General features: G+C 37.2%; 15 protein-coding genes. 1 reads left to right on the top strand and 14 read right to left on the bottom strand.

Annotated elements, in window-relative coordinates; all coding sequences use genetic code 11:
• Positions 1-52: 52 nt before the first annotated feature.
• From FAX86_RS06810 to FAX86_RS06790, 5 genes are all read right to left on the bottom strand, one after another.
• The gene (locus tag FAX86_RS06810; RefSeq protein ID WP_144392582.1) at positions 53-1,186 is read right to left on the bottom strand and encodes a PQQ-dependent sugar dehydrogenase; all 1,134 of its coding nucleotides are present in this window, start codon (positions 1,184-1,186) and stop codon (positions 53-55) included.
• A 97-nt stretch (positions 1,187-1,283) separates the two neighbouring features.
• A complete protein-coding gene (locus tag FAX86_RS06805) occupies positions 1,284-2,000 on the bottom strand; it encodes a sulfotransferase family protein (RefSeq protein ID WP_144392581.1) in 717 nt (238 codons plus the stop codon).
• A gap of 516 nt (positions 2,001-2,516) precedes the next feature.
• Entirely contained in the window at positions 2,517-2,777 is a 261-nt protein-coding gene (locus FAX86_RS06800; RefSeq protein WP_246128512.1) for a TIGR03643 family protein, read from the bottom strand.
• Between the two features lie 124 nt (positions 2,778-2,901).
• Positions 2,902-3,360, bottom strand: coding sequence for a hypothetical protein (locus FAX86_RS06795; protein ID WP_144392580.1), 459 nt, complete (start codon positions 3,358-3,360; stop codon positions 2,902-2,904).
• 169 nt (positions 3,361-3,529) lie between these two features.
• The gene (locus FAX86_RS06790) at positions 3,530-4,021 is read right to left on the bottom strand and encodes a TspO/MBR family protein (protein WP_205859116.1); all 492 of its coding nucleotides are present in this window, start codon (positions 4,019-4,021) and stop codon (positions 3,530-3,532) included.
• Between the two features lie 179 nt (positions 4,022-4,200).
• On the opposite strand from FAX86_RS06790, the gene FAX86_RS06785 reads away from it, so the two are divergent.
• Positions 4,201-4,701, top strand: coding sequence for a SixA phosphatase family protein (locus FAX86_RS06785; RefSeq protein ID WP_164503487.1), 501 nt, complete (start codon positions 4,201-4,203; stop codon positions 4,699-4,701).
• 101 nt (positions 4,702-4,802) lie between these two features.
• On the opposite strand, the gene FAX86_RS06780 is transcribed toward FAX86_RS06785, so the two are convergent.
• From FAX86_RS06780 to FAX86_RS06740, 9 genes are all read right to left on the bottom strand, one after another.
• Positions 4,803-7,130, bottom strand: a complete 2,328-nt coding sequence (locus tag FAX86_RS06780) for a M48 family metallopeptidase (protein WP_144392577.1) — start codon at positions 7,128-7,130, stop codon at positions 4,803-4,805.
• 330 nt (positions 7,131-7,460) lie between these two features.
• Positions 7,461-7,838 (bottom strand): hypothetical protein, encoded by a 378-nt coding sequence (locus FAX86_RS06775; protein WP_144392576.1) that lies wholly within the window; start codon positions 7,836-7,838, stop codon positions 7,461-7,463.
• A 290-nt stretch (positions 7,839-8,128) separates the two neighbouring features.
• A complete protein-coding gene (locus FAX86_RS06770) occupies positions 8,129-8,851 on the bottom strand; it encodes an RNA ligase family protein (protein WP_164503486.1) in 723 nt (240 codons plus the stop codon).
• On the bottom strand, positions 8,844-10,124 hold the full coding sequence (locus tag FAX86_RS06765) for an AAA family ATPase (RefSeq protein ID WP_144392574.1): 1,281 nt from the start codon (positions 10,122-10,124) through the stop codon (positions 8,844-8,846). The genes FAX86_RS06770 and FAX86_RS06765 overlap by 8 nt, the downstream gene beginning before the upstream one ends.
• Positions 10,121-10,765 carry an RNA ligase family protein gene (locus FAX86_RS06760; RefSeq protein WP_144392573.1) on the bottom strand — a complete coding sequence of 215 codons (645 nt, stop codon included), beginning with the start codon at positions 10,763-10,765 and terminating at the stop codon, positions 10,121-10,123. The genes FAX86_RS06765 and FAX86_RS06760 overlap by 4 nt, the downstream gene beginning before the upstream one ends.
• Before the next feature lie 218 nt (positions 10,766-10,983).
• On the bottom strand, positions 10,984-11,487 hold the full coding sequence (locus FAX86_RS06755; protein WP_144392572.1) for a VF530 family protein: 504 nt from the start codon (positions 11,485-11,487) through the stop codon (positions 10,984-10,986).
• 78 nt (positions 11,488-11,565) lie between these two features.
• On the bottom strand, positions 11,566-11,817 hold the full coding sequence (locus FAX86_RS06750) for a hypothetical protein (RefSeq protein WP_144392571.1): 252 nt from the start codon (positions 11,815-11,817) through the stop codon (positions 11,566-11,568).
• A gap of 104 nt (positions 11,818-11,921) precedes the next feature.
• Complete coding sequence (locus FAX86_RS06745; protein WP_144392570.1) at positions 11,922-13,160, bottom strand: NAD-binding protein; 1,239 nt, start codon at positions 13,158-13,160, stop codon at positions 11,922-11,924.
• Between the two features lie 75 nt (positions 13,161-13,235).
• A complete protein-coding gene (locus tag FAX86_RS06740) occupies positions 13,236-13,943 on the bottom strand; it encodes a hypothetical protein (protein WP_144392569.1) in 708 nt (235 codons plus the stop codon).
• Between the last annotated feature and the right edge of the window lie 283 nt (positions 13,944-14,226).

Below are 14,226 nucleotides of genomic sequence, written 5' to 3'. Positions count from 1 at the left end.
ATTTATCTTTAACTTATAATTAAGGCCTCTTATGAGGCCTTAATTATATGCACTAATCATCACTGGATTTTTTATCATTAGTGGCCAGCTCTATTCGGATAATTCCATTACCTTCCGTCGCAACGTAAATATAACCATCATCCATTTGTTTAACGTTTCGCGCTCGGCCGATGCCCTTAAATAATATTTCAGTATCGACAACTTTATTACCATCCAACTTACACAACACCAGATAACCAAATTTTAATGATCCCACCAGCAGATGCCCTTTCCATTCCGGATATTGCTCACTTGTTACAAAAGTCATACCAGAAGGAGCAATAGAAGGATCCCAATAATGAACGGGTTGTTCCATTCCTTCTTGGTGAGTGTCTTTTGTAATAATGGTTCCGCTATAATTGATACCGTAAGTGATTTTCGGCCAACCATAATTTTTCCCTTTTCCAATAATATTAACTTCATCACCACCACGCGGACCGTGTTCATGAATCCAAATATCACCAGTATCAGGATTCAAAGCCATCCCTTGAGGATTACGATGCCCGAATGAGTAAATCGCGGATTTAGCTTTCGAGTTACCAACAAAAGGATTATCTTTGGGAATACTTCCATCATCTTTTATACGATAGACTTTACCTGCGTCTTGGGTAATATCCTGAGGAAACTCATCGCGTGCTCCACGGTCGCCTATAGAGAAAAATAGATACCCTTTTTTGTCGAACTCAAGTCGACTTCCAAAATGCCGACCACCTTGTGTATTAGGTGATCCTTTGTATAAAACTTTAGATTCCGTTAATTCATTGTCTTGCAACTTAGCTCTAAGAATGGCTGTATGAGCTCCCCACCCTTCACCTTCATCACTCGAGTAAGATAGATAAATGTAGTTGTTTTTTGTGTAATTAGGGTGCAATTCAACATCCAACAACCCACCTTGACCTCCTGTGTCAACTTCGGGCACACCTTTGACTAAAGCTAGTTTATTTTCTTTTGGATCAGCAATAAACAACTTACCAGAGCGCTCAGTTACTAAAAAGTTACCATCAGGTAATTGCACCATACCCCAAGGAACATTTATCCCTGAAATCACTTTTTTCAATTCATATTTATTCTCTGTAGCACCAGCATTAAAACACAAAAAGAGACTAAGAATTGATGCCAACCTATGTAACGTATATCGATGAATCATAACTTTGTTCCTTTATTCAGTTCTAAAATTTAACACTGGTTAGAAAATACTTTGTCGGATATCGAAACTGAACGATCACATTAAAATATTAACAATCCTAATCAATTAAATACATATGGTCGTAATCAAACAACTCAAAATCATTTTTATACAGTTTATAAACACGTTGTGCTAACTCAGGTGAGTAATATTTTTTCAACTTCTCATTGGCATTGGTTGCATGAACTAAGGTATTTCTGATCACCCCTTCAGAATGAGGTAAGTTCAACTCCATTAATATGAAATTTAAGTCATGCTCCAGGTTCTCTGTTTTTCCTATAAAGTCAAACTTATCGATTGGAATCAATAATAAAGAAGCTTGAGGTGCCCAATGAGCATTCTTATATAATAATCCTGACTCTAATGATTGAATAAAGTCTGCAAATTCAACATTCGCATTCTCTTTTTTACCTTTGATTTTATTTAAAAATGCGGAAAGAACACGGGTATAAGGGTCTCTTACAACCGTAAACTTATAAAGTTTTTCAAATTCCTCAACTTCTTTCCGCGACAGTGATGAAGGGTATCGAAAAAGTTTCTTTGCTTCTCGAGAAGTAACCTCTCTTTCCAAGGCAAGACTAGCTAAAGTTCCCATAATGGTTGAATTTGCCGCTTTAGGAATTCTGTTATAGAAAAATGACAGTCTAAAATCAATGCAGCCTCGGTCATCAGCACTGTTAAATGATACCTTACTATTAAAAGGATAGCGGCTGTAAAATGGGATAAATGGTTGAAACAATCGATTAACTTTTAAGTTTTTCAATCCGTTAGACATAGCACTCTTAACTTTATTTTTATCGGTTCATTCAATTTAAGCCCTAGTATACCTATTTTTAACATAAGTTTGGCCTCTAAATTGGATGAAAAGGAAACCAATAGCCATCTCGTAAAGTAATAATAAATTATTGAATAGCTAGCCGAACCTTTTACTAATAGAGAATCTTGCAAGATTTAAAAGTAACTCGGAATATATTGAAAAGACAGATTAAATAGTTGTAATCATTTAGATTTACGATAAATTATTGTTGATCAGCTTACTCTTTTTACTGGTATGTTTTCTCACAGAAACTCTTTTTCCCACTAACAAGACAATTATTCAGCGAATAGAAATCCTAGGAGTTAAACTAAATATTCTCCTAAAAAATAGTTCATTTAATTGTATTAGCAAAGACACCTGTGAAAAAGACTCTATCGACATTGCTTCGCAAACTATTCATTCTACCTCACATTCTTAAAGCAACGGATTTTTTACACAAGATGAAAAACTATAAAGCTGTCACAATCAAGAACTTTATCTTTGTTTATATTGAGTCGGGCAATACCCTCTAGCTACTTGAGGACTACGCAACTTTAAATGCTTTGTTTTTCTTCCTGAAACTCGACTTCGCCATAATTTGAAACTACTCTTTTTTAATTTTTGACGCATCAAACGAATTACCTGGTCTTGAGTCAAACCATACAACCGTTCTATAGCCTCAAAAGGTGTTCTATCTTCCCAAGCCATTTCGATAACTCTGGATTCATCAGCGGAATTCAATTTCAAACTCATCATCAGTGAAAACCAACGACCAATCTACCGCAAAGGGTGCTCAAAATCTAATAAATACGCATAAATCAATAATACAAATATTCGTCATTTAATTCTTATATATCTGATCAATTAATCTTTAGTTCATTTAATCGAATTTTTGGTTTGAGTCACTGACAAAGAGCCAACCCGCGTAACGATAGGTACGTAACTTTCGCTCTTCAATTAGGTTTTCAATGTCATTTTTTTCAATTTTATAAAGTTTTGAATACTCATGAATCCACATCGGGTTCATTATCATGGTCCTTGCTTTTTCATAGGCCTCTTGAAAAGAAACATTGGGATCAACTTTAGGCGCTTTTCTTTTATAGATTTTGATTGCGCTATTCATAACGAATAAAGTTGCTAAAAAAACTATCAAAGGGCTAACAGTTAACGGCGTTTGATCAATTAATTCAAAATATACATCTATAAATTGTAAATTTTCTTGATAAATTTCAACTAAACGATGCAGATAAATGAGTTCTTTTAAAACGTTGTGAACGTAAAAAAGTCCAACACCTAAAGTCATGAAAGTAATAAACCGGGAAAATTTTAATGTAAACATAATTAAATATCCTTTATAAAAACATTTTCCTTTGCAATTATCCATTTAACATCGCATGCTATACCATAAGCTTCCGATGGTGAGAATTTTATATCTATCGGCAATATTCACTGAAGTCAAAACCTAACTATTTGACACTCAACTAATAATTATTTTTTCAATCATTTTTTTATAGAATTTCAGGATTCATCGTCCAAAGAGTAAAGTTCAAAAATGCGGCAAAGGCTACCCATAATACGTAAGGTACTAACAACAGACTTGCCCAGCGACTTTTTTCGTAGAATGCTAAGATGGTCGCAATGATAAACCCAGCTAAAGCTACTATCTCAAAAAATGCAAACCCACCCATTTGCCACGAGAAGAAAATCCAACTCCATAGTGCATTTAAGACCAGCTGTACCAAAAACAGTATTAAAGCCAGTTTATTTTCTTTAAAACCACCATTACGCCAGATTTGCCATGCAGCAATAGCCATTAAAGTATAAAGAAGCGTCCAGACAGGACCGAAGACCCATGTTGGAGGCGACCAATCAGGTTGCATCAGTTGACCATAAAAAGTTGGAGCATTTAAAGATCCAATAGCGCCTAGAAAAGAGGCGGCAAAACATAGTATGAGCCAACCGAACAATCCTAGAATATTTCGTACCAGTGGTTTATTCAACAATTATCTCCAGCTATTAATATTCAATACTGACTACCACGGTTTTACGTAAGCACTTTGTTTTTGGATACATAAAAATGAGTGTGAAATAAAAGTAGGCTATATAAGTTATACTACCCATGTAAAATAACGAGTATAAAATTAGTAGTATTTCTATAAAATGTTGGATGCAGACTAGCATGAAATACCTTTCTCTTTTACGGCACGCGAAGTCTTCTTGGGATTTCCCTTCCTTAGATGATAAACACCGTCCTCTTTCCAAAAGAGGTAAGAAAAGTACTCAGCTCATAGCTGAACATAACTCTAATGTATTTAAAGAAGCGGAATTAATATGTGCTTCAACTTCTGTTCGAGCAACACAAACCATAGAAAATATTCTAGAACATGCCAAGATCTCAGCATCAAATTTAGAGTTTCGTGAACAGCTATATACCTTTGATGATTCAGATATTATCCGGTTTATACAAAGTATCAGCGACTCCTATCAAAGAATTCTACTTGTCGGACATAACCCGGCATTTACAGAAGTCGTAAATCAATTAACAAACAACCAACTAATCAATATTCCAACCTGCGGTATCGTAAAAATTCAGTGTGAATCTATTAGTTGGCAAGATATTACTCAATTCGAAAATAAACTGGTCTTTTTTGATTGCCCTAAGAACTATGCATCGAAGTGAGAAAAGCGTAGATATTTTGGTTTCTATTTGCCTGACAAACTCAGGTTTAACAGGCAAATATTAATTTAACGTTGCTCTATATGAATTCGCTAACCATTAATTTAAACTTTTAACCAGAGCAACATAAAGCTATACCACAGAACGCCTCCTACAATACCTCCGGCTACTGTAAAACGAAGTAATGCACCTAAAACACCATCCGCTGTATGGAAACGATCCCATAAACCTAACTTAGTCTGTAATTTGCGTTCATTCCCAGGTAGCAACCGAGTATATTCGGACGGAACAGATGAAATACCATAATTCATAGGTATGTTTTCTGTTTGTTGGTATTTATGGCCAATGTAAGACTCCGTAGTTAGCAATTGCTCCAATGTTTCTGTCCGTAGTGCAGATAGCGCAGCGACTGCCGCATCCAACCAATTATCGATGGCTTGCATCCAATCATTAATATTATTTCGATCAGGATTTGGTAACGTAAATTCACCCATAGCCTCAGCCCAAGAGTTAATTGACAAACGTTTCAGTAAGCTATTATCTAACTGCAAATGGCTCGCTTCGAAATATACATTTCTCAATACCTGACAAACTTCTGTACCGGTACTGATTAATTTCTTAAGCTCTCGAGAACTTACCTGGCCATCAGCTAATGCCACAGCAACAACATTATTCAATAACCCTCGAACATCATTAACTTCAGCAACACTATGCTCAGCATAATGCAATACATGCAGTAATCCCTTTAAATAAGCTGACCAATCACCACCCATAGATTCAGCGGCCTTAATATGTGCTGAACGACATTTTTTATCATTCATATGCACATTATTTTCTAATTCATTAACAATCTTCCGTTGATTATCAATTACATCGGAAAGTTCTTTGCGCTTATACTCTTTGCCATTGTGACGAATAACACCACCTTCTGCTTTTAAAAAGCCCTCTTTCAATCCAATCAAGCAACTAAGCTCCTCATGGGCATTTCTTAATCGCTTTAAATCGTTACGGAGTTGCGATGTATAAATAGACTTGATCGTTTTATCCAGATCCTTAATTTTCGATAGATCGAATAACTCATTAACATCATTTACATGCCGAGTTAACTGTCGACCTAGATAAGCGCCTTTGTAATTCGGATTTAAAAATCTCGCGCCATAATAACTATCAAGGTTCTTCAAAGTTTCTTCTAAATCATGTTGCTTAACTTCGAGATTCGCTAACATGTGCTCTGTCGCATCACATTGCAATTTTTCAGCATCTTTAAATACAACCCAAGAAGCATCATTATTGATTGGTGCAGCAATATAAATACGCTTTGCATTTTCTTCTCGCTCTTTATTTTCGGGATGAGTTGCCCACATCTTTGGTGGTTGACCCAATTGATCTTTAAAGACACGATGATTTTCTGGCGAGTCACACGGAATATCTTCCACCGAACCATAGGTAGGATCGTCAAGAATCACTCGCATTTTCTGAGCCACTTTAGATTGAACTTTAAATAAGTTTTTAATCGAGCGTCCAGCGGCTATTTCTGAATTTGCAAAATCTAACGTTCGATGCCATGCGTCGTCAGCAGCCTGCAACTTATGGAGCGCATGAACTAACGCATCACTCCCAGTAATCGAAACAGCCACCAGATCTGCCTGAAACTCCATTTCTCGCGTTAACGCTCTTTGGGCGATAACTACGACTGAAAACAGTGAATCCATCAATGAGCGAATCGACCACACAATCAAACGCATGATCCAACCTATCCAGGCAACGCGAAGATCGATATTAGAAATACCTTTTAAAATAGAATCCAGAAAGTCTCTTTTCGCAATAATGTGTCCCGCAATTTGCTGTGCAATATAAACCCAACGACCTACCGACATCGATTTTTGCGCAAAGTGACCGAACTCATGAGCTAGCACAGCTTTCAACTCACCAAGTGATAAGGAATTAATTAATGGCAAACCAATTTCCAGATTCTTTTTCGAGGAAAAGAAAAAATTCAGAATCGATAAATCATAAAAAACACAGGCATTAACCGTGTTGGATAAATATACTCGATGCGGACGAGGCGCACCCGCTTCGTCCGCAAGTTTATGCAAAAAGTCAAATAACTGAGGTTCCGACTCCTGAGTAACTTCTAGATGGTTAATTTCGCCGCTGTGCTTGATAAAAAACAACGCCTTAATCATGAACAAGCCGAGAAATGCCGAGCATCCACCAACTAGATAACCCAATAAAGGCTCTCTAAGTCCCTGAACTGTTTCGTAAATAATCTGATAAGCACTCCAAGAAAACCACCCTGCTAAAGCAAAGTAAACAGCAACAAACACCAGTAGCCCCATAACTGCGAGCCAAGCGTGCTTGCGATAACTTGAGGTAGGTTTAGTCAGGTCAGACGGGACAGATTGAGGCCCCTCGGGATAAGTAAAACTCATGGCTTTCAAAAATCTCTATAAGCGATACAATGATGCGAAAAGGTATCACAATTTCCATTTTAATAACAGAAAAATGATTAATATTTAATCAATACGTTAAGCCCTTGATATTTATAGTAAGCTGGAGCACTTCCATCCTATTGAAAATACATGCTTATATCTATTCACGGATGTGAGAACGCTATCACTTCGATTTTCCAAATCTTACCAATTCAGAACCAAGTGTCGCTGGTCGGTAGATATTAAAAACTCAAACCAGTGTGAATATTCAAAGTCTTTCACTCTTCCCTGAGCAATTCATCCATTAAACAATCGACTGATTAATTATTTCTATTTTCTTTGCCAATTCCAGGGGCTTAACTCAAATACCTTATCCGCATAAAAGTCGCCGCTTTCGCAGAAGTCTGGATAACCAATAACTCTTAAAGGGCGTTTCTTGATATATGACTTTCTAATTAAGTCATATTGAGCCGATAACACCGGTGAAGTCACATCGAGTGTCCAAATTAGGTTCTCACGGTCGGCAGCACAATCTTCAAAATTAGAGAATGATTTATTAACATCCATTCTAAAATAAATTTGGTGGTCACCATTGGGTCCAGTACGTGTAATTAACTCACTGACCGTTCCGTAGACATCGTTTTCGGCACTGGCAACGACACTGGTAGAAGCGATAACTAGGCTCGCTAATAATGATTTAAGGTTCATAAAATTCCTCGCTTTAAAAAAGATAAAAGTATTTTGTATACTTTGTTTGAAACTCCTTGCTTCAAACGAGCCAGGTTATATAGATTTTGCTAAAAACTGGAACCGACTAAATAGAACAAGAAATACCGTCTAGCGATTCGAACATCACTTTTGTTGTTTATCTAAACAAAACATCATTAAAATTGCGCGCGACATATACAATTTTCGGGTTTAAAAGCATTTAGCAATATGTTTTGGTAATATTTCCATTCTATTGTTAATTCAAATGATAACTTTCAATCCTTAAGTTTTTATTTAAGTTTATTGTGGAATAAATTCCTGTCACGCCAATGCACTTCTTGAGATGTAATAAAATTTATAAAGTCAGGTCTTATATACTTATATCGTGCAATAACCGAAGAGGCATTTTCTACTTTTATATAAAGTCCCTCCATACTTCCATTGTGGTCGGTATGTTTTCTTTCAGATTCGGCCAAGCTTTGATGAGCATCTTCCGTTATAAAGGAAGACTTTCCAATTAACGACGTCAGCTCACTTAAGGTTATCGAACTTGTTGTTTCAATAACACGAACAGAATGAATAAACGAATAATTATCGAGTAGATTTTGACGAGCAACTGTACTTAAAAACTGATTGTCTTTTCGGTCGTAAATATCAAACTCAAGGAAATAGTCAGGCAAACAATTGTAGTAAAGCGTATGTTTGGCAAACAGCCATTCACCAAATAAAATGTACCTTTCACCCAATAATTGAATTAGCTCTGTACTAAATTGCCACACCCATTGCTTTAATAAATCAAACTCTGGTCGACTATCAATAAACGATCCTCGAGATTGAATCTGAAGATGCCCTTTCAAGTCGAAACTGATTCCAACCTGAGTACCATCCATCTTTTCTTCGATGACAAAATACTCTCCTTTAGAAAGAAGACCCGCAAGCGAGTCATCTTTTTTATCAAGCTTATCCTCCAGGTGATAAGTTCGTGGATATTTAATAAAACTCCGGTCAGTCATAATGTAATTCCTTAAATAAAGACCGACTCGGAGCCGTTGAACGCCATAAGATATCCGATCGATGATTAGCAATGATGTAATCGTGCGCTTCATTCACCAATGGAAATTGATAACTTTCCAATTGTTTGTCGAGGACATCATCGGGCACAGCGTAACGTCGATTTTTATTACCTTTGAAAATTTCTTTTTCTGGAGCAATAAATACAACCAACGAAACCAATGCGTGATAGTCAAAACCCAAATCACACACAATCTTTCGAAAGTCACTGCGCAAGTTTGTTGCATCCCACACAACATTTTTTTTACTGCGTAAGCACTCTTTTAGAGCATCTTTCGCCCTATGAACTACTTGGCCGCGATTCTTTTGACTACTTCGATCGCCATTAATCTCCTCACGAATATCATCTAACGATACTAGCGAGTAGTCAGAATAATGCCGTTTAACAAAAGACGACTTTCCAATACCGCTTGGACCACATAACACCACAAGATGTGAATGATTAACTTTATGCTCATACGTTTTTGCAATGGCTTCTTCTTGCATTGTAATCGCATCTTTTTCGAGCTCTGAAATAGCACGCGCAATAAGGTAGCGCTTTGCTTGCTCAGGTTCTTCTGCAATTAGCGAATCTAGAGCGGTCGGAAAAAAAGATTTTTGCCAAACATTGTAGTCATCAGCAAACAGTCGAAATTCTTCAAGAATCTGTAACTGCTTATCTAAGTCAGGACAAATCCTTCCTCTCATATCGGCAACTTCAAGCCAATATAAAAGCTCTAAATTTGCTCTTCGAGAAAGCGCAAGATACTGACCTTTCGACTCATTTTTCACAACCAGCCGCTTCGGCATATGATGCTCGCCCACCAATCCCAAAACAGTCCATATAACATTGAAAGGGAGTTCAAGCTCCATCAGCTTAAAGGTTAAGTATGAACGACCTATTGCTTCATGCTGCGGGCTAGCAACCCGCATAACACCACGGATCTCGACATCTTTAGTACGCCGAGGTTTGCCAATATCATGCAGCAAGGTACCGAGAATCAAAGCTTGTCGCTGCCATCCTTGAATGTGTGCTGCATCCGACTCAAGCAATTGATAAAGCTCTTGCAGCACCATTGCTGTGTGAATATGGACATCGCCCTCACCATGCCATTCTGGATCTTGCTTTGTCTGCTTTAATTCCTTCAACCAATCGAGGTGCTGACCTAACACCGAAACACATTCGTCCATATCCGGTGTTGCATCAAATTGGAGTGAATCTAACCAAGTTTTCATGATTCACCTCCGTTATCATCCATTAATCCATTGGCCACAATCTCCGCATGCATCCAGTGTTGATCCGTTTGTACATGATTTTTGCGAACCCATTTAGCCACCGATCGACCAAAAGATTCGTAAGAAAATTCATCAACTAAACGAACAACATAACCTTCGACTTTTTCAGTATCAAAAGTAAGCCTTTTAACCTGATCTTCATTCCACTCCCCGTTATACAATATCGGTGGAGTATCAATATTCAGAAGCTCAAACCAATGCAGCGTTTCATGCCAATCCAAACAGATATTTTTTTCATTCCAAATTGAAAAGCCGTAGAAATAACTTTTCAAACTGTCATAAACTATTGAATGCTGAGCAAAAAGATTTTCGCCGCATATGCGCCAGCCCTCAGGAATATCATGAGCTATCGTAGCTTGAAAACGTTTTACCCAATCTCTGGATACATGATGACGACTATCAAGCGAACGCGCATGACAGTGATCGTTATAAATTGTGGTGTTTTCCCCGTCCATTTTCTCAGTCACCACGACCTGCTTACCGATAAAGATGTCGGTATCTACACAGCGAATATCATCGCTGGTCGCGCCAGGAGACCAAGGTAAATGTGGTGTGCGGGGATATTTAAATCGAGTATTCATAATCCCTACTCCTTAACATTTATTGTAGACATTACTCAGCCGCCTTAAAAACAGGTGCAAAGTAACAATTTCGTCTTAGTTAGGTGTAGGCATTACATTGTTCTAAATGAAAGGCGAGCTTTCAGTTCCTTTTGATAAAAATGTGCAATAAATAATCGGAGCGGATTCTAACGAAATGATAAACCCATGTACAGTAATTAATCATTCTTTTTTATTTATTACTTCTTCCATTTAGACCAAGGGTCTTTACCTTGAGAAGTGTTAGTTTCTTTTGATTCCTGAGGTTTCGCTTTCTCATTTCTTTTATGTGATTTCTTTTGCTTGTAAACCCTTTCTCCATGCTTTTCTTCTCGTTGCTGCACTCGTTCTGTGCGCGCTTTATGGATGTTTTCTGCTTGCTTTAATGTTAACTCAGCCGGCTCTCCAGGCTTCTGATCGTCAGGAATGACGCGATCGCGTGGGGGTAATTGAAATTGTTTGGCCGAAGCTCTGGGAAGGTTCTTATATTTATACAAATAAAACGATTCCACCTTCTCTCTCGCCCACTCAGTTTTCTTTAAAAACTTAATACTGGACTCAATACTCGGATTGGTCTTAAAGCAATTAATACGTAAATAGGCATATAAAATTTCAAATCCATAATGATCGACTATTTCTGTCACCAGTGTTTGTAAACTAACACCTTGTAATGGATTATTTTGGAATTGGTCGTCATTAGTCATAGCGAAATCATTATAGAGAAAAGTTTGAATCAGTATACATCATAAAGTTACGGAATGATGAGTTGTTCAATGGTAATCTTAATACCAGAAGAAAGTTGATATCGCCCCAGCATACAATAAGATTCCGATTATAAAGAAATAATTACCGAGCTTGTTGCTGTCTTCCAATTCTTCGGAATAAGGAATATGAATCTGCTCGATGATCTCACCGTTGCTTTTACCTTTGCAAAAACGACACTCGCCTATTCGAATTTTATACCTCATGCCACAACGCATACAAACCTGAGTGCGCTCAGACCAGTAGGAATTCCATAATTTCTTTATGTTCATAGATACTCCTTATTTTTCAAGTAGTCCTTATTCTTGCAGTTCCGTTAAAAAGAGTTCTGTCCATTCTAATGTTTATACGAAATATAGTAATATTATAGTCTGTCTTAAGTCCTTGAAGGCATACCCACTTTTGCCAGTTCCGTTAAATTAATACTCATAATTCCGTGTGATTCGCATACCGATTTTGCAAATAACGAGGGTGTTTGAGTTCGGCTAATAACCAACGCCTTTGGGTGAATTGATTTAAGCCAAATAGCGGTTCGAATATTTTGCATGTCATTCCCAGTTCCGAGAATAAAAACTGGCTCCACAGAAGAAAAATCCATTTTCTCAAAAAGCGAGTGCCAAACTTCAGGATGCTTAATATCGCCTTCGATAACTTCTCTTTGATAATTGAAAGCGTCTCGGTTTTGTTCATCAACCACCATGACACGTCGTTTGGCATCAATATCAATAATTGCAACGGCTTCAAAAGCATTGCTCGCTTGCTCTTGCAACTCTTCTAGAATACTTTGTCCGAACCGACCAAAACCGGCAAACACAATGATGTCTTTTGGCTTAGTATTTTGAAAATGACTTAATAACGCTGAATTCACTAATGTACGCGCCGCTGTTTGATAACTGTTAAATATTTCCGCCGTATCTAAATTACCTGACTTTTCCAATGAACGTAATAATCTTAAGTCGGCAAGATGAATGAAAATTTTATTTGCAATACCAGGGTTTTTCTCAACAATCTGACTGAAACTTTCGAGATTATAAAAATCACTGTCATCGAGTAAATAGATTTTCTTACTTTGTGGTATTCGTAGCTTAAATAATATAAAAGGATGCGTCGTATCACCGTATATCACTTTAACTCGATATAAAGACTTTAACTCATCAACTTCTGTTGCTTTTGCATTTTTTATCACCAACACAATAATCGACTTTGGGTTTCGCTGGCGTAACCTTTCAAGATAAACCGGTACTAAATCGGAACGGCCAACAACAATAATATGGTTTTTAGCTCGCAAAATTCCCAAATGATCGGGCGTTAAGATATTAACGACGGCTTCAATAATCGCCGATACTGTAATTATTGGAGCACTAAAATACGCGAGCCATAGTAAAATGCGACCCGCTAATGGTCCATCGGTGGGAGTGCCAATATCCATTCCCCCTAATACGAATAAGCCAAGCGTGTAATAGGCTTTGGTTAAAAGTCCTTCTTCGGGAACGTTAGCACGCTCAGAAACTTCCACTCCCATCAAAAAACCAATATAGCCGCAAATAAAAATTAACAGTGTGGACCATAGCTTCCAGTTGATATGTTGTTTAAATGAGAGTTTTTGTAGTTTCATAATGCCAGGTATTTTAATGTGCTTGTCTTAATCTATCGGTTTTCCGTTAAATAGGTACTTACAATTTAGAGCTTCCTACTTTTGCTCTAGTATACCGCTATTAATCCTATCAACAAACTGCAACGTAAAACTACGAACAGCCGCAGCCAACGCTTTAGCTCTCGCCTTATTTTTAAATTCGCTATCTAATAGAACGATATTAGACGTAGTGAAAAAATCAGCGGCACCGTATGACTGTAAATTAATAACTTTACCGTCGTGGGAAGTGACAGTAGCATTCAAAAAAACGATAGTGTCATTGCCCCAAACGGGACAAACAACAAAAACGACTCTCCAGCACACGAGACCGTATGCAATCGCTGCAGAGTCTGCCAAAACGCCCAGATCATCGTGCTTTTCTTTGAGATAAGTAATTTCATAATCAACTATCCATGTCGGTTTTTCTTGTTCTGTAGTCGTCAGTTGATTCAAGACATTGTTAAATATTTGAGTTATTTCATAGATCATATCTTTATCTTGAGATGGTATCGAAACTTTACCTATCGTGAGTTTTGGCAGCTGATATTGCGACTTAGGGTATTCGTCTTTAACTTCGTCATAAATTATTTCGGAGATGCTTTGAGTATTATCACTCAACCAATGAACGTCGTGTGATCTGGCCGCTTCAAACTCTCCTTTTCCACTGTGTTCTTTTGTCCAAGATAACGCACATCCATAACTGGACAAGCAAAAGAGCATGGTCATAAGTACTTTAAAAAATGGAACCGATACGTATCTATTCATGACTTACCACAAGGATTTTTTAAGATATTACTTTCAAATAACCTTAAGTCATTCATATGATCGTCACTACAATTGCTGTCTCAGTCGATTAATTTGATACGTTTGGTATTGAAAGTACTGACTCTTGTATACGAGCGTTCGAAAAAAGTGTTTTTGATTTTAAATTTCTAGTAGAAGAACGGAGTGTTAAAGTTAAAAAAGCTATACGCTATATGTATTCAGATAATTAAATGAGAAAGATTCTATTGAATCAAAAATGGCATTTAAACATAGTTACCAAAAG

Source organism: Pleionea sediminis, assembly GCF_007570825.1.
Taxonomy (GTDB): domain Bacteria; phylum Pseudomonadota; class Gammaproteobacteria; order Enterobacterales; family Kangiellaceae; genus Pleionea; species Pleionea sediminis.
This window is presented reverse-complemented; position numbering and strand designations above follow the sequence as displayed.

Excerpts from the sequence above, each read along its gene's own strand:
- FAX86_RS06810 (WP_144392582.1), bottom strand. The coding sequence starts at position 1,186 with ATGATTCATCGATATACGTTACATAGGTTGGCATCAATTCTTAGTCTC.
- FAX86_RS06805 (WP_144392581.1), bottom strand. The coding sequence starts at position 2,000 with ATGTCTAACGGATTGAAAAACTTAAAAGTTAATCGATTGTTTCAACCA.
- FAX86_RS06800 (WP_246128512.1), bottom strand. The coding sequence starts at position 2,777 with ATGATGAGTTTGAAATTGAATTCCGCTGATGAATCCAGAGTTATCGAA.
- FAX86_RS06795 (WP_144392580.1), bottom strand. The coding sequence starts at position 3,360 with ATGTTTACATTAAAATTTTCCCGGTTTATTACTTTCATGACTTTAGGT.
- FAX86_RS06785 (WP_164503487.1), top strand. The coding sequence starts at position 4,201 with ATGAAATACCTTTCTCTTTTACGGCACGCGAAGTCTTCTTGGGATTTC.
- FAX86_RS06780 (WP_144392577.1), bottom strand. The coding sequence starts at position 7,130 with ATGAGTTTTACTTATCCCGAGGGGCCTCAATCTGTCCCGTCTGACCTG.
- FAX86_RS06775 (WP_144392576.1), bottom strand. The coding sequence starts at position 7,838 with ATGAACCTTAAATCATTATTAGCGAGCCTAGTTATCGCTTCTACCAGT.
- FAX86_RS06770 (WP_164503486.1), bottom strand. The coding sequence starts at position 8,851 with ATGACTGACCGGAGTTTTATTAAATATCCACGAACTTATCACCTGGAG.
- FAX86_RS06765 (WP_144392574.1), bottom strand. The coding sequence starts at position 10,124 with ATGAAAACTTGGTTAGATTCACTCCAATTTGATGCAACACCGGATATG.
- FAX86_RS06760 (WP_144392573.1), bottom strand. The coding sequence starts at position 10,765 with ATGAATACTCGATTTAAATATCCCCGCACACCACATTTACCTTGGTCT.
- FAX86_RS06755 (WP_144392572.1), bottom strand. The coding sequence starts at position 11,487 with ATGACTAATGACGACCAATTCCAAAATAATCCATTACAAGGTGTTAGT.
- FAX86_RS06750 (WP_144392571.1), bottom strand. The coding sequence starts at position 11,817 with ATGAACATAAAGAAATTATGGAATTCCTACTGGTCTGAGCGCACTCAG.
- FAX86_RS06745 (WP_144392570.1), bottom strand. The coding sequence starts at position 13,160 with ATGAAACTACAAAAACTCTCATTTAAACAACATATCAACTGGAAGCTA.
- FAX86_RS06740 (WP_144392569.1), bottom strand. The coding sequence starts at position 13,943 with ATGAATAGATACGTATCGGTTCCATTTTTTAAAGTACTTATGACCATG.